Source organism: Anaeromassilibacillus sp. An200 (genome assembly GCF_002160025.1).
Taxonomy (GTDB): domain Bacteria; phylum Bacillota; class Clostridia; order Oscillospirales; family Acutalibacteraceae; genus Caccousia; species Caccousia stercoris.
Genome location: NZ_NFJU01000004.1, coordinates 28,022 through 49,533, shown reverse-complemented (window position 1 = coordinate 49,533; position 21,512 = coordinate 28,022). Strand labels below are relative to the sequence as shown.

General features: G+C 57.9%; 16 protein-coding genes. 4 read left to right on the top strand and 12 right to left on the bottom strand.

What is annotated here, in order from left to right; all coding sequences use genetic code 11:
* Nucleotides 1-76: 76 nt before the first annotated feature.
* From B5F35_RS02995 to B5F35_RS02965, 7 genes are all read right to left on the bottom strand, one after another.
* Nucleotides 77-1,528, bottom strand: coding sequence for an arylsulfatase (locus B5F35_RS02995; RefSeq protein WP_087238147.1), 1,452 nt, complete (start codon nt 1,526-1,528; stop codon nt 77-79).
* An 81-nt stretch (nt 1,529-1,609) separates the two neighbouring features.
* Complete coding sequence (gene gnpA / locus B5F35_RS02990) at nt 1,610-3,781, bottom strand: 1,3-beta-galactosyl-N-acetylhexosamine phosphorylase (RefSeq protein WP_087237939.1); 2,172 nt, start codon at nt 3,779-3,781, stop codon at nt 1,610-1,612.
* Nucleotides 3,782-3,907: 126 nt separating this feature from the next.
* Nucleotides 3,908-4,111 carry an ABC transporter permease family protein gene (locus B5F35_RS02985; protein ID WP_442856420.1) on the bottom strand — a complete coding sequence of 68 codons (204 nt, stop codon included), beginning with the start codon at nt 4,109-4,111 and terminating at the stop codon, nt 3,908-3,910.
* Between the two features lie 28 nt (nt 4,112-4,139).
* A complete protein-coding gene (locus B5F35_RS02980; RefSeq protein WP_087237937.1) occupies nt 4,140-5,357 on the bottom strand; it encodes an ABC transporter substrate-binding protein in 1,218 nt (405 codons plus the stop codon).
* Nucleotides 5,358-5,594: 237 nt separating this feature from the next.
* On the bottom strand, nt 5,595-6,260 hold the full coding sequence (locus B5F35_RS02975) for a DUF6320 domain-containing protein (RefSeq protein ID WP_087237935.1): 666 nt from the start codon (nt 6,258-6,260) through the stop codon (nt 5,595-5,597).
* Nucleotides 6,257-7,534 carry a hypothetical protein gene (locus tag B5F35_RS02970; RefSeq protein ID WP_087237933.1) on the bottom strand — a complete coding sequence of 426 codons (1,278 nt, stop codon included), beginning with the start codon at nt 7,532-7,534 and terminating at the stop codon, nt 6,257-6,259. Before B5F35_RS02970 ends, B5F35_RS02975 begins: the two co-directional genes overlap by 4 nt.
* Before the next feature lie 6 nt (nt 7,535-7,540).
* Complete coding sequence (locus tag B5F35_RS02965) at nt 7,541-8,488, bottom strand: alpha/beta hydrolase (protein ID WP_330396263.1); 948 nt, start codon at nt 8,486-8,488, stop codon at nt 7,541-7,543.
* A 225-nt stretch (nt 8,489-8,713) separates the two neighbouring features.
* Here B5F35_RS02965 and B5F35_RS02960 point away from each other — a divergent pair, with 225 nt between their 5' ends.
* The 3 genes from B5F35_RS02960 to B5F35_RS02950 all read left to right on the top strand — a co-directional run bounded on the left by B5F35_RS02960 (nt 8,714) and on the right by B5F35_RS02950 (nt 12,792).
* Nucleotides 8,714-10,060 carry a butyryl-CoA:acetate CoA-transferase gene (locus tag B5F35_RS02960; RefSeq protein ID WP_087237930.1) on the top strand — a complete coding sequence of 449 codons (1,347 nt, stop codon included), beginning with the start codon at nt 8,714-8,716 and terminating at the stop codon, nt 10,058-10,060.
* Nucleotides 10,061-10,292: 232 nt separating this feature from the next.
* Nucleotides 10,293-10,577 (top strand): zinc-ribbon domain-containing protein, encoded by a 285-nt coding sequence (locus tag B5F35_RS02955; protein WP_087237928.1) that lies wholly within the window; start codon nt 10,293-10,295, stop codon nt 10,575-10,577.
* Nucleotides 10,578-10,743: 166 nt separating this feature from the next.
* The gene (locus tag B5F35_RS02950; RefSeq protein WP_087237926.1) at nt 10,744-12,792 is read left to right on the top strand and encodes a beta-galactosidase; all 2,049 of its coding nucleotides are present in this window, start codon (nt 10,744-10,746) and stop codon (nt 12,790-12,792) included.
* Nucleotides 12,793-12,860: 68 nt separating this feature from the next.
* On the opposite strand, the gene B5F35_RS02945 is transcribed toward B5F35_RS02950, so the two are convergent.
* The 5 genes from B5F35_RS02945 to B5F35_RS02925 all read right to left on the bottom strand — a co-directional run bounded on the left by B5F35_RS02945 (nt 12,861) and on the right by B5F35_RS02925 (nt 19,648).
* The gene (locus tag B5F35_RS02945; RefSeq protein ID WP_087237924.1) at nt 12,861-14,846 is read right to left on the bottom strand and encodes a right-handed parallel beta-helix repeat-containing protein; all 1,986 of its coding nucleotides are present in this window, start codon (nt 14,844-14,846) and stop codon (nt 12,861-12,863) included.
* A gap of 172 nt (nt 14,847-15,018) precedes the next feature.
* Nucleotides 15,019-15,834: a rhamnulose-1-phosphate aldolase gene (gene rhaD, locus B5F35_RS02940; RefSeq protein ID WP_087237922.1), complete on the bottom strand. Its 816-nt coding sequence runs from the start codon at nt 15,832-15,834 to the stop codon at nt 15,019-15,021.
* Nucleotides 15,835-15,848: 14 nt separating this feature from the next.
* Nucleotides 15,849-17,093 (bottom strand): L-rhamnose isomerase, encoded by a 1,245-nt coding sequence (gene rhaA, locus B5F35_RS02935; RefSeq protein WP_087237921.1) that lies wholly within the window; start codon nt 17,091-17,093, stop codon nt 15,849-15,851.
* Nucleotides 17,094-17,131: 38 nt separating this feature from the next.
* A complete protein-coding gene (gene rhaB / locus B5F35_RS02930) occupies nt 17,132-18,619 on the bottom strand; it encodes a rhamnulokinase (RefSeq protein WP_242969375.1) in 1,488 nt (495 codons plus the stop codon).
* 54 nt (nt 18,620-18,673) lie between these two features.
* A complete protein-coding gene (locus B5F35_RS02925; RefSeq protein WP_087237918.1) occupies nt 18,674-19,648 on the bottom strand; it encodes an AraC family transcriptional regulator in 975 nt (324 codons plus the stop codon).
* Nucleotides 19,649-19,794: 146 nt separating this feature from the next.
* Between B5F35_RS02925 and B5F35_RS02920 the strand changes: the two genes are divergently transcribed.
* Nucleotides 19,795-21,471: an FAD-dependent oxidoreductase gene (locus tag B5F35_RS02920; RefSeq protein WP_087237916.1), complete on the top strand. Its 1,677-nt coding sequence runs from the start codon at nt 19,795-19,797 to the stop codon at nt 21,469-21,471.
* The last annotated feature ends 41 nt before the right edge of the window (nt 21,472-21,512 follow it).

Below are 21,512 nucleotides of genomic sequence, written 5' to 3'. Positions count from 1 at the left end.
GAAATGACCAGATATAAAACAATCTCCACGCACCGCCGAAGGGCCATGCGTGGAGATAGGCAAAAGGGCTGTTTTTTCAGCAGTTGGGAAGGGCGGCGTTGGAAAGGCAGTTGACCGGGGTGCGTCCCGGGATCAGGCGTGTTCCGTCCGAATACCCTTCCTCGGAATCCCGAAGCTCCTGGATCAGCAGATTGCGCAGATACGCGATCCGCTCCTGCTTGTCGGGATCGTGGATGGCGTTGTGCGTCTCGTCCGGATCGTGGACCAGATCGAAGTACTGTTCCTCATTGCGTTCATTGAGCCAGACGAATTTATCCGTTTTCGTGACAATGAACTGGCTCGACCAGTGGTTGAAGGAGAAGGTGTGCTCTCCATGAAGGTATTCGCGGTCGATGGGATGCAGCATGCTTTTTCCGTCAAGATGCTCCGGGATGGGTGCTCCGGCCAGATCCAGCAGTGTGGGCATCACGTCGCGCAGCTCCACCAGGGAATCCTCCACACGCCCGCGCGGGCCGATAAAGCGTTCGGGACCGCTGATGAACATGGGGATATGGGCGCTGCCGTTGTAGGGCAGAGACTTGCGGCACCAGCCATGATCGGAGAGCATTTCGCCGTGATCCGAGGTGAAGAGGATGACCGTATTGTCCAGCAGACGATGCTCGATCAGCGCCTGAATAATGCGTCCGATCTGGTGATCCACATGGGTGATGCAGGCGTAATAGCCGATCTGCTGCTGCCGGATCAGTTCCGGATCGCTCGGGCCGGTGCAGGAATTGAACACCATGCCGCGCTTTTTCAGCATTTTTGTGTCGTCCCAGTCTCCGTGTACAGGCGGACGAAGGGGCTTGTCCTTGTAGAGATCAAAATAGCACTGCGGTGCGTCATAGGGGGCATGCGGACGCACAAAGCTGGCCATCAGGAAAAAGGGCTGGCGCGGATCCCGGCGGCGCAGGAAATCGATGGTGCGGCTTGCCACCCAGTTGGTGGGATGATACTTCTCCTCATAGGGCCAGGGGCGGGCGGTCCAGCCGTTGCTGTTCATACCGGAATCCGTCACATCGGCCTCGGCGCCCAGCTCGTTTTTGAGCCAGTAGAAGTAATCGTCCGCGAACAGCTGATTTTCGTAGTGATCCACACCCGCGAAGCGGTATTCATGCAGATAGCCGTCATGCAGCTCCACATTGTGAAAGCCCAGATAATTGCGCAGGGGATGGACATGCATCTTTCCCACGCACTGCGTATAGTAGCCCGCCCGGCTCAGCTCGCCCGCCATTGTGCAGCCATAATTCCAGTCCACCCGGTCCTGATAGCCGACTTTTCCGGTGTGGCGCTGGCTCAGGCCCGTGTGCAGGATTGCGCGTGCCGGGACACAGGTGGGGCAGGAGGACCAGGCGTTCGGGAAATAAACACCGTCGGCGGCCAGGGAGTCCAGATAGGGCGTTTTGACGTCCGGATGTCCGGCATAGCCCAGACAGTCCCCGCGCTGTTCGTCGGTCATGATCAAAAGGATATTGGGACGTTCTGCCAAAGAAATCACACTCTTTTCTTTTAAAATGACAGAACCTGTACCGGAAGAACGGATCCTTCCGGTACAGATCTGTGTTAAGGATTAGATTTCATACCACTTGATTTCATTTGCATCCAGATCCAGATCAAAGCTGGAGCCGTCGCCCTTGTAAACGGTGGTGTGCTGCGGTTCGTAGGTGTTGTTGACCACGCAGTATTTGCCGTTCTTCACATAGGCGTGAACCTCAACGTTGAAGTTGGTGGAGAACCACTTGTGCAGATTTGCCTCGTCGTGTGCCGACCAGAGGATGGAACGGTACAGGAGGCGGCTGTTTTCAAAGCTGTAGGGCAGGCCGCTGATGTAAACGGTACGGCCCTCGCCGAAGCTGTTGACGGCCATCTGCACTTCCTTCTCACGCTGCACCAGGATTTCCGCTCCCTCAAGCGCATACATGCTCTTCTTGCCCTCACCGAAGTCAACCGGGCCGGTGGTGTCCTGCAGGATGAAGTGATCCGGGTGCTCCTCCCAGTTGTACTTGTCATAGTTGAGCGTGAAGCCGGTTTCCTTTTCCACGCCCATCACATTCGCCAGCTGGAGGTAATGGCCCTGATACTGGTGTCCGGCAGGCTCGCCGACGCCGATGAAGCCGCCGCCGTTTGCGATAAAGCGCTTGATGGCGCTGGAGATGGCGGGATCCTCCCAGATAACGCCGCCGGTGTGAGCGGTATCGCCGTCGCCGACGTTGATGATTACATCAATAGAATCCAGGATGGAGGGATCGGCTTTCACATCGTCAAAGCTGATGAATTTCACGTCGAACGGCGCGCCGCTGAGCGCTTCGATGACGCCCGCGTAGCTGTAGTTCTGCTTCTGGTAGAGCGCGTGGTGCACCATGTGGCAGCCCCAGGCGCGCATCTTGCCCCAGCAGTTGAGCACCGCGACGGTCTTCATGCAGTAGGGAGTGGTTCCCTTGATGTTCTCATACAGTTCGCGGAACTCGTTGCAGACGCTTTCGATGTAATCGACAAACTCCGGGAAGTCCAGGGCAAGCTTGAGGTAGCCGCCGTAGCCGATGCGGTCGATCGGCTTGCGCAGGATGGCGCGGCGGGCTGTCACCCAGTTTTCCTTGCCCTCCTTGACGGGATCGCCGCCCTCGTGGAAGGTGTCCGGGAAGAAGTACGGCAGGAAACGGCCCTCGGTGTATTTCACGCCGGGGATATCGCTGATCAGGCGCAGCGTCGAACCATTGCCCACGCTTCCGACGACAGCGTCGAGACCGATGGTCTTGAACTCGTCCATGAAGGGCTCCATGCCAATCCAGTGATCGCCCAGGAACATCATGGCTTCCTTGCCCAGCTCATGGGTGATATCAACCATTTCCTTGGCCAGCTTCGCAACCTCACGGCGCTGGAAGGCCTGGAAGTCCTTGAACTGCTTGCTCGGGATCCGGTACTGGTTGTTGTAGTAGCCCTGGTCAATGATGTACTCAGGGCGGAAGGGATAGCCGACTTCCTTCTCAAACTGCTCGAGAATGTACGGGGAAACACTTGCGGAATAGCCATACCAATCCACATATTTTTCCCGCTTGAGCTCGTCGAACATCAGCGTGAACTGATGGAAGAAGGTGGTATAGCGGATGACATCCACATAGGGGTGATCCGCGATGAATTTGCGCAGGCGTTCCATGGTGAACTTGTGCGTTTTGGGCTGGCGTACATCAAAGGTGATCTGGTGCTCGAAGTCCTTCCAGTCGTTGGTGACGGCGTTGTACATATGGACCGGATCCCAGATCAGATAGGCGAGAAAGCTGACGGTGTAATCATGGAAGGCGACGGGGGAGGGGAGCTCCACACAGCCGGTTTCCTCATTGTAGCGCCACGCATCCGGGGAAAGAGGTTCGCCCGTTGTGCGGTCGATTACTTCCCACCAGCGGCGGATATCATCGCGGGTGTTGACCTTCATCAGCTCGGGAGAGATGCCCTTCATGAGCGGGATCGAAAGCATTTCTCCATCGCGGGCGGTGTAGAAGCCCGTCATGATGTAGCACTGCTGCACCTCGTCCGGGTTGGCCTTAGCCCACTCGTTGTCCTTGCGGGTGGTGTAATAGGTGGAATAGATTTTCGCGCCTACGCCGGTGAGCTTCTCAGGGAATTCGGTGCCGTCGCAGTCACGGATGGCGTCGGCTCCCCATTTTTTGAGGATCTCAATTGTTTCGGGAACGACGTCAAGGTTGGTAGGGATGGTAACACGGCCAGTAGTTCTTTTCTCGTCCATGGATTCCTGCCTTCTTTCTTTTTGAGTATGAAAAGGGGCGCGGAAAGCCGGGATGCTTTGCGCGCCCCTTTCTGGTCGTTTCTATGCTGGGATGCGGGAAGCTGCTTATGGGAAATATGTGCCGGGTTATCCTTTGACGCCACCGGCGGTGACGCCTGCGATGATTTTTTCACTCAGGAAAATGTACAGCAGGAAGGTGGGCATAAACACGATAATGACCGCAGCGAACAGGCCGCCCAGATCACCCACGCTCTTCATGGCGCTCACCATGTTGAACAAACCGATGCCCACGTTCTTGAGTTCGTCGGAGCCCGCAAAAATCAGGGCCATGAAATATTCATTCCAAACAGCGAGGAAGTTAAAGATGCTGACAGTGATGATGCCGGGCTGTACCACCGGTCTGCACATTGAACGCGTCACGAACGCCTGCGAGCATCTCGGGCCACTCCTCGTTGCGGGTGTCGGCCGGAATGCCGTTGCTTGCCATAGCCATCTTGGCGTCAAACTCGCCGGAGGTGATCTTCGTGATCAGGTCGAAAGCCTCCTGCGGATGCTCGGAATAGGAGGGGATGGCGAACGCCTGGGCGCCAATGTTGGCGACGGTGTTCGGATCCTTGCCGCCTTCCACGGCGGGATAGTTGAACATGCCCCACTCAAGGTCGCAGTCGGTGTTGTTCGTGATCTCGCTGGGAACCCAGGAAGCGTTCACGACCATTGCGGCCTCCTCGAAGCCGATGCGGTTCTCACCCTCGGGGTAAACATCGAGACCATCGATGTAGCCCTGGGAAACCAGGTTTGCGATATCGTCGGCAGCCTTCTTGGCTTCGGCGCTCTGGGACCAGCCGCCGTTAAGGGCCAGCTCCTTCACAGCGTCCTGGCCGATGTAGCGGGCCAGCTGGAAGCCGTAGGTGTAGAGGACATAGGCGTCGTCCTGCACGAGCGGGACATAACCGGCGTCCTTCAGCTTCTGGCAGACCTCGAGGAATTCATCCCAGGTCTCGGGCTCTTTTTCAATTCCGGCGGCCGTAAAGGCGGCCTTGTTGTAGAACACGCCGGAGGTGTAGGGCTGGTAGGGGATGGCGATCAGCTCGCCGGCCCAGTTGCGCACAGCGGCGGGCAGAGCGGCAACAGCGTAATCCTCATAGCCGACAGCTGCGGCCATGTCTTCCAGGTTCAGGCAGTTCTTGTTGTACTGCGTGGAAACGCGCTGGAAGTCCTCGTCGAAGAGGTCGATAGCGGTCTGGCTGTCCAGAGCGGCCTGGATGGTCTGCTGCTGGGTATCACGGCCGTTCCACTGTACCTCCACCTTGATGCCGGTCTCCGCCGTATAGGCGTCGATGGCTTCCTGAATGGCGATTGCCTGCGGCTCGGTGGAGTTCCACATGGACCAGTAGGTCAGTGTGATATCGCTTGTGGCGGCGTCTCCGCCCTCGGCCTTGCTTTCCTCAGCGGTACTCTCCTCCGCTTTGCTTTCCGGCGTGCTCTCCGTGCCGGAAGAAGCAGGAGCCGACTGGCAGGCGCTCAGTGCGCCGGCGGCGAGAAGGGCGGCCAGTATGGTACTCAGAACCTTTTTCATTGGTATTACCTTCCGTTCAATGTAACAAGACGGCGATCGGAAAATTTCTGTACAAAATCTCCATATTGCCGAACTTGATTCTGTACTTTTAGTATACAGGAAACACCAGGAATTGCAATCTCAATCTTGCTCTAAACTTTATAATTGTTGTGAAAGATGACGGATTTTTTACACATGGTCGGAAATCTCTTTCCATTCAGGCAAGGGTTCGCGAGGCTCCGAGGGAAGTTTTCCTCATTATATATGAAATCTTCTGCGGATCTCCGCCCAAAACGGCCCCCAGAAAAACATCACAAGCCCGGCCAGGAAAACAACCGCCGCGCTGCCGCAGATGAGAGATGGCAGCGGCAGGTGAATGACGCCGCACAGCAGAAGAACGGCGGGAACCAGGCCCAGCAGAATGGATTCCCCGAAATACAGCAGGCAGTCCGCGGGCGGAATCCGCCGAATTACGGCGATCGCCAGCATCAATGCCATGCAGGCGAGAAAAACAATAGGGAGGGCCAGATCGAGCGACCAGCGGTGCCAGCCGGTGGCAAGATCCCACAACACACAAAGCAGCGCCGCGGCTCCTGTCTGGTAGATCAGATTTTTCAGCGGCGTCCTCATTTTCTTGAGAAAGAGCAGCAGAAGAATCCATGCGCTGGCAAGCCCACCCGCCACATAGAGCACCCACCAGTCATGCTCCGGGATGGAGAAGTTCACAGCGGCACAGATGGCGAGCGACGCAAAGGTGAGAAAGGCGAGAATCCGCAGGGCAAGCGCACGCCTCGGAAAGCCGGAGGGCAGGGAGGGGAAATCCGGGGCTTCCCCGTCCCACTCTCCCGTCAGAGGAGATTGACATAACGGACAAAGAGAACGGTTGCCCGCGACAAAAACACCACATTTGGAACAATGCTTCATGCCGTTTCCTCCTCTGCGTTCAAATTTGTGATGATAGTCATCGAGATTCCCGTTTCCGTCAGCATCCGGAAAAAGCGCCGCGGCACGTCCGGGGATGCGAAGGCGGAGGAAAAGCACAGCGCCATGCGATCGCCGCAGGAGCATACGCAGAGCTGCAATTTCGGTGTGCTGGTAAAGACGTCGAAAAACTCAATATAGGGCATGAGCGGCTCCGGAATCCGGATGATTCCCACGTTTGACAAAGCCGCCGTGGCGGAGCGCTCCGAAATGCGGTACGCTGCCTTCATAGCCAGATCCTTGATCGGGAGCGGTACAATCCGCGAAATGGGATTATGCTCAAGTCCCGCCAGCCCGTCAAGGCGGTTTTGCAGATACTCTTTCGTCAGACGGGAGGTGAACTGTTCCTTGACAAGAGGAAAAATTTCCTCCAGCGGCGGCACGCCGTCACGGAATTCCATCACGGCCGGGATCAGGCTGAAAAAGTTGCGTGCGGACTGGGAGTCAAAATAATTCCGCAGGTTGACAGGGATCGTCAGCACAACGGGCTTTTTGCGATCGGCCACCCGCATGTCCAGGCCGATGGCACGCAGCAGCACGGAGGTGAGCAGCACAGTGGCTGTCACACCGCGCTTCTTTGCGGCGGAGAGAACCTCCCGGCTGGAACAGAGTCCCTCGATGACGGTGAGGAGCCCTTCCGGGTTTTTGAGGCCGCGAAGCTGAAAGGCGGGGGGATCCCCGGGATTGCGCTGTTTGTTCTTCTTATTATAGTATTGGTCAAAGCTGTCGTTCATTTTTTGGGCGAACGACGCATCGTAGTCCGAAAGAGGAGGGTTGCTGCCGAACGTGTCCGGATGACGCAGGGCAAGGTAGCGGCACACCACTTCTTTGAGGAATTGGATTGCGCCGGTGCCGTCCGTCAGCGCGTGATATACCTCCAGCACGATATGCTGCCGGAAGTATATCACCTGAAACAGAAGTTTTTTGGAGTTTTTATAGAGTGTGCTGCATGGCGGCTCCGTTTCCTCGCGCACCTTGGGGCGAAGGGGACTTTCCTCCAGGTAATACCAGAACGCTCCGCGCTTTAAAATGCAGCAGAAACCCGGAAATTCCCGGATTGCCCCGTCAAGCGCTTTTTGCAGTACATCGGGTTCAACCTCCTCCGTCAGACGGCAGGAAAAGCGGAACACCTTCGGATCCCGGCGTGTGCTGGTGGGAGGGAAAATTTTGGCGGCGTTGTCCAGCCGGTTCCATGTTTTGGACGTTTTTGGGTTCATATCCCGTCACCTCGGTTCTGCCTGGGCTGTGGAGGAAAGAAACTGACGGATCCTCTCGTGCGCTTTCCGCACCTGGGAAAAGCGCGGCGGAAGGGAGAAAAAGCCGTGCAGCGCGTCCGGCATCCGGAAAAGCTCTGTCGGAACGCCGGCCTCATGCAGGCGATGGGCGTAGGCTTCCCCCTCGTCGCGCAGGGGATCGTATTCCGCCGTGATGACGAGCGTGCGCGGCTGGCTGGAGAGATCCGGCGCGTTCAGCGGGGAGCAATATGGGTTTTTGCGCTGCTCCGCGTCCGGCAGGTACAGATCCATATAATCGCAGATCCGCTTTGATGTCAGAAGATAATCCTTCCCGTTTTCCTGAATGGAGGGGAAGGGGGAGCTTTCGCTGTGGTCATCCGCCGTGGCGGGATACAGGAGGATCTGCCGGTCGGGCAGAAGGACGCCGCGATCGTGGGCCAGCAGGGAGACGGCGGCGGCCAGGTTGCCGCCCGCGCTGTCCCCGATGATTGTGATGTCCTCACGTGAGGCGCGCAGCAGCCAGGGATTTTTCAGAAGCTCCTGCGTCGCGCAGTAGCAGTCCTCAAGCCCGGCGGGGAAGGGGTATTCGGGGGCGAGCCGGTAATCCACCGACGCGACAACGCAGTTTACAGCCATCGCAAGCGCGCGGCATACCGGACTGTAGCTTTCCATGTTGCCCGTTACCCAGCCGCCGCCGTGAAAGAACAGCAGCACCGGCAGACTCCGGCTGGTTTCCTGGCCCGGCAGGAAAATCCGCACCGGAACCTGGTGTTCCCCATTCATGACGCGGTGCTCCCAGGTGCGGTAAAGCCCTCTGAGCTTCGGCATCTTGGCGGCTGTTTCCGCCGTTCGCAGAAGACGGTAATTCTTTTTTACATCAATTTCCGCATGGGACATCGCCCGCAGCGCGGCCTTCATATATCGGTTGATTGCCACTTGACTCCCGCCTTTCGCATTTCTGTCCTTATTGTAGCATGGGCGTGCATGGAACACAAGCCAGGGTGCGCAGATCGGAATTTGCAATCTTCCGCTTGACCCCTGTGCGGCGTCATATTATAATTATAGTTATAATGTGAAATAATGGATAAGAATTGGCTCCGGGCGCCGGAGCTGTTTTTCCCCGCGCGGCGGGCAATTATTTGTTGGAAGGGGCTTTTTACGATGAGTTTTGCAGAGGAATACCAAAAGAAACTGGTTTCGCCCGAGCAGGCGGCAGCCGCCGTCAAGTCCGGGGATTGGGTGGATTACGGCTGGTGCATCGCCACGCCGCAGGAGATTGACCGTGCCCTGGCGGCACGCATGGGAGAGCTGGAGGATGTGAAGATCCGCGGCGGCATTCTGATGCGTGTGCCGGAAATTTATAAGATTCCGGAGCCGGAGAAGCATTTTGTCTGGAACTCCTGGCATATGTCCGGTATTGAGCGTCACGCGGTCAATTCCGGCCTGGCTTACTATGCCCCGATCCGCTATTCCGAGCTTCCGCGCTACTACCGCGAGAATATGGGGCCGATCGACGTGGCTGTGTTCCAGGTTGCCCCGATGGATGAGCACGGTTACTTCAATTTCGGTCCGTGTGTCTCTCACATGGGAGCTATGTGTGAGCGTGCCAAGCAGATTTATGTGGAGGTCAACACCAACATGCCGCGCTGCCTTGGCGGCACGGAAAACGGGATCCACATCTCAAAGGTGACCGGTATTGTGGAGGGACAGAACCCCCCGATCGCCGAGATGGGCGGCGGCGGAGCCGCTGCCGAGGTCGATGAGGCCGTGGCGAAGCTGATTGTGGAGCAGATTCCGAACGGCGCCTGCCTGCAGCTTGGCATCGGCGGCATGCCGAACGCGGTCGGTTCGCTGATTGCACAGTCGGATCTCAAGGATCTTGGCGTGCATACGGAGATGTATGTGGATGCGTTTGTGGACATCGCGAAGGCTGGGAAGATCACCGGCGCGAACAAGAGCCACAACCGTTTCCGCCAGGTGTATGCCTTCGGCGCCGGCACCAAGAAAATGTATGACTACATGGACAATAACCCGGAGCTGATGGTCGCGCCGGTGGATTACACCAACGACGTCCGCGTGATCTCCGAGCTGGACAATTTCATTTCCATCAATAACGCGGTCAACCTTGACCTGTTCGGCCAGGTGAACGCGGAGTCTGCCGGAACCAAGCCGATCAGCGGAGCGGGCGGCCAGCTCGATTTCGTACTCGGCGCGTATCTTTCCAAGGGCGGCAAGAGCTTCATTTGCTGCTCGTCGACGTTCACGGATAAACAGGGCAACCTGCAGTCCCGTATTCTGCCGACGCTCGCAAACGGCTCCATCGTCACCGATACCCGCGCGAACGTTCATTACCTTGTGACGGAATATGGTATGGTCAACCTCAAGGGCCTGTCCACCTGGGAAAAAGCGGAGGCGATCATTTCCGTGGCGCATCCGCAGTTCCGCGATGAGCTGATTAGCCAGGCGGAGAAAATGCACATCTGGAGACATTCTAACAAGAGAGGCTGAGAGAAATCCAATCGAAGCTTTGAGAAAACGGCATGGCCCTGACTGCGGTCATGCCGTTCCCGCGTTATAGGAAACAGCTTTTTGCCTTGCTCCCCCCATATGCATAGGCTGTAAAGGGTGTCAGGTGCTTTTGTACGTGCGAATGCCGGAGCATTTCCGGTAACGCTTGACATCTGCTGCGGCTGGCATGTACAATGAAATAACTGTAAAATAAAGAAAGCGAGGGTTGCACATGTCAAAGAAATGCCGGCGCTGCGGGCAGGAGAATGACGATGAGCGCCATTTTTGCAAGCAGTGTGGAGAACCTCTGGACGAGAATATCAGACTTCTCATGGATTATGAGAGAATCAAAAAAACGCCTTCCAAGGTCAAACAGGCTGCGCCGAAGAAGGACGATGACAATTATGTTTATGTTAAGCGGGAAAGGAAAAAGAAGTCCTATGCCATCTGGTGGGCAGTGGGGGCATGCGTTGTCGTAGTGGTTGGCATTGCGCTGTATTTTCTGCTGGCCCAATAAGGCAGATTTTAACACTGCCTTGCTGAGAGATTGAGTTGTAAATCTCACATTTTTCCCAAAAGTTCCTCCATTTTTCCATTTACATTTTTGGAGAGTATGGTATTCTTACAAAGGAAATTATCTGCCGCCATACCGGGCGGATGGAGAAAACAGGGAGGAACTGAAAATGAAGTATTGGAATGTGCTGCTTCACGGCGGCGATTACAACCCCGGCCAGTGGCTGGATCATCCGGAAATTCTCAAGGAGGATATCCGTTTGATGAAGCTGGCAGGCTGCAATGCCATGTCCGTCGGGATCTTTGACTGGGAGCGTCTGGAGCCTGAGGAAGGAAAGTATGATTTTGACTGGCTGGCGCAGATCATAGAGAACCTGTATGAAAACGGGATCTATACCGTGCTGGCCACACCGTCCGGCGCGCGCCCTGCCTGGATGGCTGAAAAATATCCAGAGGTGCTGCGCGTCAATCCGGACGGCCGCAGAATCCTGTTTGCCGAGCGCCACAACCACTGCTGGACGTCCCCCGTGTACCGGGAAAAGGTGCGCCAGATGAACAGCGCGCTGGCGCAGCGCTTTGGAAAGCATCCCGCCGTGGTTCTCTGGCATCTCTCGAACGAATACGGCGGCGAGTGCCATTGTGAACTGTGTCAGGCAGCATTTCGGGAATGGCTCAAAAAGAAATATGGCACACTGGAGAACCTGAACCATACTTACTGGTCCTCCTTCTGGAGCCATAGCTATTCCTCGTGGGATCAGATTACCTCCTCCATCGAGGGGATCGGCGAAACGGCGCACCATAATCTGATCCTGGACTGGAAGCGCTTCACCACCGATCAGGCCGTGGATTTCATGCAGGCGGAAAAGGATGCTCTGCGCACCTTCTCTCCGGATGTGCCTGTCACCACCAATATGATGGGCTTCTACGACGGCCTGAACTACGGCAAATTCCGTGAGGTCTGCGACGTGATCTCCTGGGATAACTACCCGAACTGGCACAACGGCCAGGAGTCTCTGCCCGCGTATATCGCCATGGCACATGACTGGATGCGCGCCCTCAAGCCGGGCGAGCCCTTCCTGATGATGGAATCCTCCCCGAGCGCAACGAACTGGCAGCCCGTGGCACGCCTCCGCCGCCCGGGGATGCATGAGCTGTCCTCCCTCCAGGCTGTGGCCCACGGATCGGACAGCGTCCAGTATTTCCAGTGGCGCAAGGGCCGCGGCGGTGCGGAGAAATTCCATGGGGCTGTTGTCGATCACGACGGTTCCGCCGACCACCGCGTATTCCGCGATGTGGCGCGGGTGGGCGAGCGCCTGCACGCACTCACCGATACGGTGCGCACCGTGTTCCCGGCGCGTGTGGCTGTGATCCACGATGTGGAGAACCGCTGGGCGCTGGGCGAGATGAAGGGCCTGCACAATACCCAGTACCAAAAGGGCTTTATGGAGGACCTGCTTGCCATGTACCGCCCGTTCTTTGATCAGGGTGTGAATGTGGACGTGGTGGACGAGGAGGCGGACTTCACACCGTATAAGCTGGTGGTCGCCCCGATGCTGTATCTGCTGCGCGCCGGGATCGCGGAAAAGCTGAGCCGCTTTGTGGAAAACGGCGGTGTTCTCGTCGGCACCTACTGGACCGGCGTGGTGGATGAAAACGATCTGTGCTTCCTCGGCGGCACGCCGGGACAGGGTCTGGACGCGGTGTTTGGTCTGGAGCAGACGGAGATCGACGCACTTTACCCGCACGACAAAAATTCCCTGCGCCTGCTGCCGGACAGCGGCCTGCATGGTCTTGCACGCGAATATCAGACCGGCGATCTGTGCCAGCTGGTGCGTGTGACAACGGCCCGTACACTGGCGGAGTATGGGGCGGAGTTCTATGCCGGAACCCCGGCTCTGACGGTGAACTCCTTCGGCAATGGCCGTGCTTACTATATCGCCTGCCGCACCGGTCAGGATTTCCTGAACGATTTCCTGGGCGTGCTGATCCGGGATCTGGGCCTGCGCAATCTGGATACGGAGCTGCCCGCCGGTGTGACGGTTTCGCTGCGCTGCGACGCTTCCACGGGACGGGAATTCTTCTTCGTGCAGAATTTCTCGGATTCCGCTGTGGAGATCGCTCTGCCCGGCAGCTTTACGAATGTGGAAACCGGCAAAGCATGCGGAGAAACACTTTCGCTTCCGGCCTATGGAGTCGCTGTGCTGAATCCCGTGAAATAAAACGAATATTCCAATAAAAAATGGGCCCCATGCGGATGCATCTGTCATCGGCATGGGGCCCTTATTTTTTACCAAAGCGGTTTTTCTGCGTCCTGTGCGCCGGCAAACGGGCCGGGCAGGACACCGATGCCGCGGTGTCCGCCGAAGTAGTCGCGGTCGAACACGATCTCCGTACCGTCGGGATTCTCAAAGCGCTCCTCCGGCTCAAAGGCGTAGCCAAGGATATCGCTGTTTACCATGCCGGTACGGTATTCCTTCAGATATTCATACAGGTTGGTCTCAAGAACAGGCTTGCCGTCACGGAAGGCCAGCTCCACGCGGACCTTATGGTTGTCGTCTACCAGATGATCCGTTTCGTTCTTATATGCCCTCGCTCCGGCAAAGTAAGCGTTGCCCTTCACCCAGACGGGCAGATGGCTTTCGTGGGCGGGAGCCATCTTCATCATATCGGGAACGTCGGTATCCATGTCGAACATCGCAATCCACTCATCGTAGGTGGGATATTCGTCAAACACATGCGTGCCGACCTCGCGGTTGTCCTCGTCCTGTCCTTCGCTGCTGTCGCGCAGAGTGATGTAAGATGCGGACGGCCATTTCTGGACAAAGATGTTGTTGTAGAAGCGGTCGTCGCCGTGTAGGATCGTCATGAAGCCCATGACCTCCGTGCGGTGCGGGATGTGGTACGGTGTGTAGCGCGTGCCCGTGCCGCCGCCCACGCAGGTGAAGGAGCCGCAGATCAGGTTGTGCACCATCGCCACGCCCTCGGTCGCGATGCGCAGGGAAGCGTCCGACAGCAGGATATTGTTGTCGATCAGCGTGGGGCCGTGGCCGACCTCCACGAAAATATCCTGGCTCATCATGCCGCCCTTGAGCGGCTTGGCGAAATCGGGACGCTGGTTGTCGTGCATGAGGTTCTGCGTGATGCGTGTACCCTGGGCCTCCCAGTCGCACCAGATGCCCATGGTGCAGTGGTGAATGTAGTTGCGGCGGAATGTCACGTCGATGGCGGCATGCAGCTTGATGCCCGCGATCTCCGCGCCGCCAAGCTCCATCATGTTGTTGATGTGATGGATGTGGTTGTCCTCAATCACGGAGAACACCGCGCCCATGCGGCCGATGATGCCGCCCTGCTCGCAGTTGTGGATGTTGCAGCGGCGCACGATGTGGCTTCCCACTTTTTCCTTGAGGCAGCCGTGGTACTGTCCGCGGCACACCGCGTCGCGCTCCATCTGTGTGGGGCTCTTCACATGCTTCACGGTGAAGTAATGATCGTTGTCCGGATCGAGGTATTTGCCCAGCGAGATACCAGCGCACTTGCTGTTGCTGATCTCGCAGTCCTCAATGATCCAGCCCTTGGACCAGTGCGGGCCGATCATACCGTCCTGGTACGCGGCGGGCGGAGCCCATGTCGTGGCTGCCTTGCAGATGGAAAAGCCGCTCACGGTGATATAGCCCACGCCGGTTTTGGAGGGCATGAAGCATTCGCGGCGCACGTTGATCTCCACATTTTCCTCGTTCGGATTCTTTCCCTGGAAGTTTCCATAAAGGACGGTTTCTCCGCCGTCCTGCTCCGCGTACCATTTGTAAACGGAAGCTTCCGGTTCCCAGGAGCATTCCCAGACCGCGCCTTCCAGGCAGGCGTCAATGGAATCCGCTTCATAGAGCATCTTGTCGTTCAGATACACCGCGCCGGTGTGCTTGCTTTTTCCGGCAAAATACCAGTCGCCGTAAACATAAGTGGTGTAAGGGTTATAGCCGCCGAACACCGTGTTGTCGATGCGGCAGACCCACACGTTCCCTTTATACGGCTTCCAGCTTTTGACCTCCTCCGCACCGGTGATTACCGCGCCCAGCGGTTCCGTGCTGCGGTAGGTGATGCGCGCGTCAGGCGTACCGGCGTTCTGCGGGTCGACGTATTCGCGGTACACGCCAGGGGCGACCAGAACCTCATCGCCGGGCTGTGCGATCCGCGCCGCGTCGCCGATGCGGCGGAAGGGCATCTCCTTCGAGCCGTTTCCATCACGGCCCGCGTTTGCGTTGACATAAAGAATCATTGGTATTCTCCTCCTGTGGCTGCCATTGAAAAACGGCATTTGAAAAAGAGCAGAGCGGCCCTTGGTCCACTCCGCCCTTCTTACATGGGATCGTACACCTTTTTTGAGATCCCGTCAATACTTTCTTTCGATTTCTTTCAAAACAGGAACGAATTTTGCACAGGTGAAAGTATTATACATCGAGATAACCGGCGCGGGGGGTCAGGCCGAATTCCTCGCACAGTGCGGCGAGTTCCGCGTCTGTGATCGACTGCTTCCACGGGACGTTCTGGATCTTGATGTAGATCTCGGCGGCCTTTTCGACCGTCTCGATCAGCCCGAAGGTTTCGTCCATGTCGCGTCCCGTGCCGAAGATGCCGTGCGCGGCCCAGAGGACAACGCGCGTATCACGGATTTTCTCCGCTGTTGCTTCTCCGATCGCGTTGGTGCCGCAGACCATCCACGGCAGCACGGAGATGCCCTCCGGGAACACGACGATGCACTCGGTGCACATTTGCCACAGCGTCTTGGTGAACGCCCGGTCGTCGAGGTCATGAACATATGTCATTGCGAGGATGTTCGCCGGATGGCAGTGCATGACGACACGGTGCTGTGGATCCGCTTCCAGGCGGGCGATATGGTTCATCAGATGGGTGGGAAGCTCGCTCGTGGGGCGGCCGCCGTGCTCAAAGCCCCAGAGAATGTCGTACGATTTCCCGTCCGCACCGATGCGGATCACGCCCATGTTGTCCTGCGGGCAGCGCTCAACGTTGCGGAAATAGCGTCCGGTGCCGGTGACAATCAGATACCGGCCCGCCAGAGCGGAGGCATCGAAGCTCAGCGGCAGAGTGCGCAGCACGGCGGCGGGGTCAAGATACTGCTCTACGGCTTCCTTTTCGAGAATCCAGCTGATGTTGCCGCCGTTGCGCTCATCCCAGCCCATGCGGTACATGTTGGCGGTGATATGGCACATTTCGCGCACAAAGGGCGCTTCAAAGATGTTGTTCATAATACGTTCTCCTCTCAAACTCTCTCGGCCAGGATTTTCTTTTCGTAGCCGCGCACCTCGTCCAGCCACGCAAGGCCTGCCGGGACGCCCTGCCGCTCGCAGAACTCATCCCACACAGCCTGCCACGGCATAGCTTTCATTTCTTCCAGATACGCAAGGCGGGCGGTGTAGTCGCCGTCGAGTTCCAGCTTCTTCATAACGGCGGTGGGCTCCAGCAGGGCGCGCAGCAGCGCTTTCTGCATGTTGCGCATGCCGATGACCCAGGCGGCCACACGGTTGATGCTGGCGTCGAAGAAGTCCAGGCCGATGTGGATGCGGTCCGCAAGGCCGTTGCGGATCACCTCGTTGGCGATCTCCTGCAATTCGTCGTCGAGCGCCACGACGTGGTCACTGTCCCAGCGCACGGGGCGGGAGACGTGCAGCAGCATCTCGTCGCTGAACAGGAGCAGGGAGGACAGCTTGTTGCTGATAACCTCCGTGGGATGGAAATGGCCTGCGTCCAGGCAGACGGCGACGTTATTCTTCATCGCATAGCCCATATAGAATTCATGGGAGCCGACAACATAGCTTTCCGAACCGATGCCGAACAGCTTGCTCTCCACCGCGTCAAGGTTGGCGGCGGGATCCAGTTTTTCAGCAAAGATTTCATCGAGCGATTCCTTCAGGCGCAGGCGCGGCGCGTAGCGGTCCACCGGAACATCCTTGCTGCCGTCCGGGATCCAGACGTTTGTGACGCATTTCTGTCCCAGCTCTTTTCCGAAATATTCGCCCACGCGGCGGCTGCGGCGGCAGTGCTCGATCCAGAAGCGGCGGATCCCTTCGTCGGCGCTCGAAAGGGTGTAGCCGCTCTCCGCCTTTTCATGGGAGAAGCAGGTGGGGTTGAAGTCCAAACCCAGGCCGTGCTCCTTGGCCCACTGGACCCATGAAGCGTAATGGCGCGGTTCAATCGCGTCCAGATCGATGGATTCCTCCGTATCCGCATAGGTGGAGTGCAGATTGACCTTATGCTTGCCGGGAATGAGGGAGAAGGCTTTGTCCATGTCGGCGCGCAGCTCGTCCGGCGTGCGGGCTGCTCCCGGATAGTTGCCCGTGGCCTGGATGCCGCCGGAAAGCTCCCGATCACGGAACAGAAAGCCTTTGACGTCGTCGCCCTGCCAGCAGTGCATGGAGATTTTGATGGACGCCAGACGCTTCATGGCCTCCTCGGCATCGCTTCCCAGAGCGGCATACCGCTCTTTTGCTTCTTCATAAAGTTTCATACGGAAATTCCTCCTTGCTTTCTTTTATGCTTCTTCCTTTAAGAGGGAATACTTTCGCCTGGAACCGTGGTGATGGGGAAGGAGCGGCGCACGGCGGCACGGGCCTGAGCCGCGTCTGTAAACACGCCGTCCGCGATCATTTGGGCAAGCAGATTGCCCGCTGCCGTTCCCTCGGAGGGGCCTGCCCAGACCTCCTTGCCTGTGGCGCGGGCAGTCAGGCGATTCAGGTAATCGTCTTTGCTGCCGCCGCCCACCAGATACAGACGGGGGCAGGTTTTTCCGGTGAGCGTTTCGAGTTCCCGCACCGCATCCTGATAGCGCCGCGCCAGCCCGTGATAGACACAGGAGGCCAGCTCTCCCGGCGATTGCGGCACAGCCTGGCCCGTGCGGGTGCAGTAGGCGCGCACTGCTTCGATCATGCTCTGCGGGGCGAGAAAGGAAGGATCGTCCACATCAATCCGGGCGGGGAATTCCCCCACAGCCTCCGCCTCACGGCTCAGCCGGGCAAAGTCATATTCCTCCCCCAGCTCCGCGCGGATGGATTGCAGCATCCAGAGCCCCATAATGTTTTTCAGATAACGGATGGTGCCGCCGAAGCCGCCTTCATTGGTCAGGTTGGCCAGGCGGCTGGTCTCGGAGCAGTCCGCTTCGCGGCGCTCCATGCCGATAAGCGACCAGGTGCCCGAGCTGAGGAAGAGGAAATCTTCTTCTTGTGCCGGGACAGCCAGCACGGCGGAACCGGTGTCGTGCGTGGGCGGAAGAACCACACGGCAGTCAAAGCCAAGTTCCGTTTGAAGCTCCGGGCGCAGGGAACCAAGCACAAAGCCAGGCTGCTTCGGTTCGGAGAAAATCCGGCGCGGCAGGCCGAGACGGTCGATCAGTTCAAAATCCCAGGTGCGCGTTTTCGCGTCAAGCAGCTGGGTGGTGCTCGCGTTGGTATATTCCGCAGCCATATTTCCCGTCAGCAGGTAATGCAGGTAGTCGGGGATCATCAGCAGATGCTCCGCCTGTTCGAGCAGTTCGGGCTCCTGCGTTTTCACGGCCATCAGCTGGTAAATGGTATTGAAGATCTGCTTTTGGATTCCTGTGCGCGCGTACAGTTCTTCCTCGGAGATTTGTGTGCGCAGGATTTTGTCCATCCCGGCGGTACGGCTGTCGCGGTAGGCCACGGCGTCGCCCAGCCGGTTTCCCTTGGCGTCGAGCAGGACAAAATCAACGCCCCAGGTGTCCACGCCCATGCTCGACGGAATTTTTCCGATCTCCGCACAGCGGCGCAGTCCCGCGCAGATCTCCCGGAACAGTGCGTCCGTGTCCCAGCAGCGGCGGCCATTTGTATTTTTGGCTCCGTTCGGAAAGCGCCACACCTCCTGGGTGCAAAGCGTGTCTCCTTCCATCCATCCCAGAACCATCTTTCCGCTGGACGCGCCGATATCGACCGCCAGATAATACCGTTCCATATGCTCTCTCCCTTCTTCGCCCCATGGGCGGGCGGCGCGGGCGTTTCCCGCTCCGTTTCCTGCTTTCATTGTAAACGCCGGCGGCAGAGAAAAAAAGGACGCTGCTTGAAAAAAACAGCGTCCTTATTTGTGGGGATCGCAGGCAGGACTTTCACGGTATTCCCGGGGGCTTACGCTGAAGATTTCCCGAAAACGGCGGTGAAAATAGCTGGTATTGCTGTAGCCGACGGCATAGGCCACATCGGAAACAGGGAGCGACGTATTTTGAAGCAGAGCGGCGGCTTCCCGGAAACGCTTTTTCTGTAAAAGCTCCTTGAAAGTGCTGCCGGTTTCCCGGTGCACGGCACGGCTGATTTCCGCCAGCGGGCGGTGCACGGCACGGGAGAATTCCTCCAGGCTCGCGTTGGCATAGTGGTCATCAATGTAGCGCAGGGCGCGCAGGACAACTTTATCCATCCCGGCGCTGTCGGTGGAGAGCCGTTCCGCGTGCCGGAGAAGCTGCTGGAGCAGCAGTCCCATGGTGAGCTGGTTCAGGCGGCTGTCCGGATCATCGTGGTAGACGGCAGACCAGATCAGGTTTTCGATCAGATTCTGCACCGGGAGCAGCCCGGCGGTGTGAAATTGCAGCGACAGCGGCGCGGGATCCTCCTGTGTCAGACAGTGCAGAAGGAAGTCGCTCATGCTGTTGCCTTTCCCCAGCATTCCGAAGGCGGTGTGGAAAAACTGCGGCAGCACGATGATGTTGACCCCAATATCCTCCTCCCCCGCCGGAAGGATCTCATGGCGGCACGACTGATTGAGGAAGAGTAGATCCCCCTCCCGCAGAACCACAGTCTTTTCCCCGTTGAGAATATGGGTGATGCTGCCCGCGCAGACATACATGATTTCCACATAATTGTGCCGGTGCCGTGGAAAATAAGCAAAGCGGGTGTGGGTGGAAACGTCCATCAGCCGTCCGGGGCCAATCACGCGGCCGCTGTCCACCGTGAATTCACCTTCCGAAGAGTAACGCTCACGGCGGATCCCGCCGCCCGTTTCCAGCAGAGCGCGTTCCTCGGCGGTGATTTCACGCAGATGTGTGAGCAGATCCTGGTTCATCCGAACCCTCCCTTCTGTCAATCTGTGAACGAATTGATAATCTTTGCGGTTTTCGTTTTACAAAAACATGAAAAGATGGTACTCTTATGGTAAGAGAAATCAGGGGGCTTCGGGATAGAAGCCCTATAAAGAAGGAGGCTTTTCTCATGAAGGTAGTGATTGTCGGCGGCGTGGCCGGCGGAGCATCCGCAGCGGCGCGTCTGCGCAGGTTGGACGAGAAGGCGGAGATTATCGTTCTGGAGCGCGGGTCGTATATCTCGTTCGCAAACTGCGGCCTGCCCTATTACATCGGCGGGGAGATTAAGAAAAAATCCGCTCTGACGCTGCAAACGCCGCAGAGCTTCAAGTCCCGTTTCAATGTGGAGGTACGCGTCAACAACGAGGTGACGTCGATCGATACAGCGGCGAAAACCGTCACCGTCCGCACCGCGGAGGGCGAATATACGGAATCCTACGACAAGCTGATTCTTTCCCCCGGCGCGGCCCCGATCGTTCCGCCGCTGCCCGGCGCGGACGGCAGCCGCGTCTTTACCCTGCGCAGCATCCCGGACACCGAGCGAATCCGGGAATATGTGGAGGAGGAATTCCCCGACAGCGCCGTGGTGATCGGCGGCGGCTATATCGGCGTGGAGATGGCGGAAAACCTGAAAAAAGCGGGTGTGGAAACCACAATCGTGGAACTGAGCGATCATCTGATTGCCCCGCTGGACTACGATATGGCCTGCGAGGTGCACCAGTATGCCAGAAGCCAGGGGCTGAACCTTGTGCTGAAAAACGGTGTGACGGCCATTGAGGACAATGGCGGCAAAATGACGGTGAAGCTGAACGACGGCTCCATTGAGACGGATATGGTAATCCTGTCTGTAGGTGTGCGTCCCGACACCGTGCTGGCCAAGCAGGCCGGGCTGGAGCTGAACGCACGCGGTGCGATCCTCGTGGATTCCCACATGCTCACCTCGAACCCGGACATTTACGCCGTGGGCGACGCGGTGGAGGTAACGGATTTCGTCACCAAGCAGAAGGCTTATGTCCCGCTGGCGGGCCCGGCCAACAAGCAGGGACGCATTGCCGCGGACAACATCTGCGGCATCCCGAGCGAATACAAGCAGACGCAGGGATCCTCGGTCCTCAAGCTGTTTGACATGACCATCGCCATGACGGGCGTGAACGAGCGCGCCGCCAAAGCCGCCGGTCTGGACTATGACAAAATGTACACCTTCAACCAGTCCCACGCCTCCTATTATCCGGGCGCACACGGCATTTCGATGAAGGTACTGTATGAGAAAAAGACGGGCCGCCTGCTCGGCGCGCAGCTTATCGGCTATGATGGGGTGGACAAGCGCTGCGACGTGCTGGCTGTGGCGATCCGCGCCGGCATGACCGCGTCCGACCTGACGGAGCTGGAGCTTTGCTACGCCCCGCCGTTCGGTTCCGCGAAGGATCCCGTCAACTATGCGGGCTATGCGATCGAGAACGTCCTGACCGGCAAGATCAAGGCCTTCCACTGGGACGAGGTTGCTTCCCTGCCGCGCGACGGCAGTGTGACGCTGCTGGATGTGCGTACCCCTGCCGAGCGCGAGAACGGAGCCATCGAGGGTTTTACCGGCATCCCGGTGGACGAGCTGCGTGAGCATATCGGCGAGCTGGATCCGAAGAAGCCCATCTATGTGCATTGCCAGAGCGGCCTGCGCAGCTATATTGCGTGCCGTATCTTGGCGGGCTATGGCTTCGACTGCTGGAATCTCACCGGCGGATACCGCTTCTACAGCCTGGTTGTCAAGGAGACAAAGGCGATGGAGCACCCCTGCTACGGCACAAAATAAATCGTATCTGCAGAGGGAAGCTCTTCCCTCCTACGATACAC

Bases quoted from the DNA above. Each gene is read 5' to 3' on its own strand.
- rhaB (WP_242969375.1), bottom strand. From the start codon at position 18,619: ATGAAAGCAGGAAACGGAGCGGGAAACGCCCGCGCCGCCCGCCCATGG.
- rhaD (WP_087237922.1), bottom strand. From the start codon at position 15,834: ATGAACAACATCTTTGAAGCGCCCTTTGTGCGCGAAATGTGCCATATC.
- B5F35_RS02985 (WP_442856420.1), bottom strand. From the start codon at position 4,111: ATGGCCCTGATTTTTGCGGGCTCCGACGAACTCAAGAACGTGGGCATC.
- gnpA (WP_087237939.1), bottom strand. From the start codon at position 3,781: ATGGACGAGAAAAGAACTACTGGCCGTGTTACCATCCCTACCAACCTT.
- B5F35_RS02955 (WP_087237928.1), top strand. From the start codon at position 10,293: ATGTCAAAGAAATGCCGGCGCTGCGGGCAGGAGAATGACGATGAGCGC.
- B5F35_RS02975 (WP_087237935.1), bottom strand. From the start codon at position 6,260: ATGAAGCATTGTTCCAAATGTGGTGTTTTTGTCGCGGGCAACCGTTCT.
- B5F35_RS02945 (WP_087237924.1), bottom strand. From the start codon at position 14,846: ATGATTCTTTATGTCAACGCAAACGCGGGCCGTGATGGAAACGGCTCG.
- B5F35_RS02970 (WP_087237933.1), bottom strand. From the start codon at position 7,534: ATGAACCCAAAAACGTCCAAAACATGGAACCGGCTGGACAACGCCGCC.
- B5F35_RS02980 (WP_087237937.1), bottom strand. From the start codon at position 5,357: ATGAAAAAGGTTCTGAGTACCATACTGGCCGCCCTTCTCGCCGCCGGC.
- B5F35_RS02925 (WP_087237918.1), bottom strand. From the start codon at position 19,648: ATGAACCAGGATCTGCTCACACATCTGCGTGAAATCACCGCCGAGGAA.
- B5F35_RS02950 (WP_087237926.1), top strand. From the start codon at position 10,744: ATGAAGTATTGGAATGTGCTGCTTCACGGCGGCGATTACAACCCCGGC.
- B5F35_RS02920 (WP_087237916.1), top strand. From the start codon at position 19,795: ATGAAGGTAGTGATTGTCGGCGGCGTGGCCGGCGGAGCATCCGCAGCG.
- rhaA (WP_087237921.1), bottom strand. From the start codon at position 17,093: ATGAAACTTTATGAAGAAGCAAAAGAGCGGTATGCCGCTCTGGGAAGC.
- B5F35_RS02960 (WP_087237930.1), top strand. From the start codon at position 8,714: ATGAGTTTTGCAGAGGAATACCAAAAGAAACTGGTTTCGCCCGAGCAG.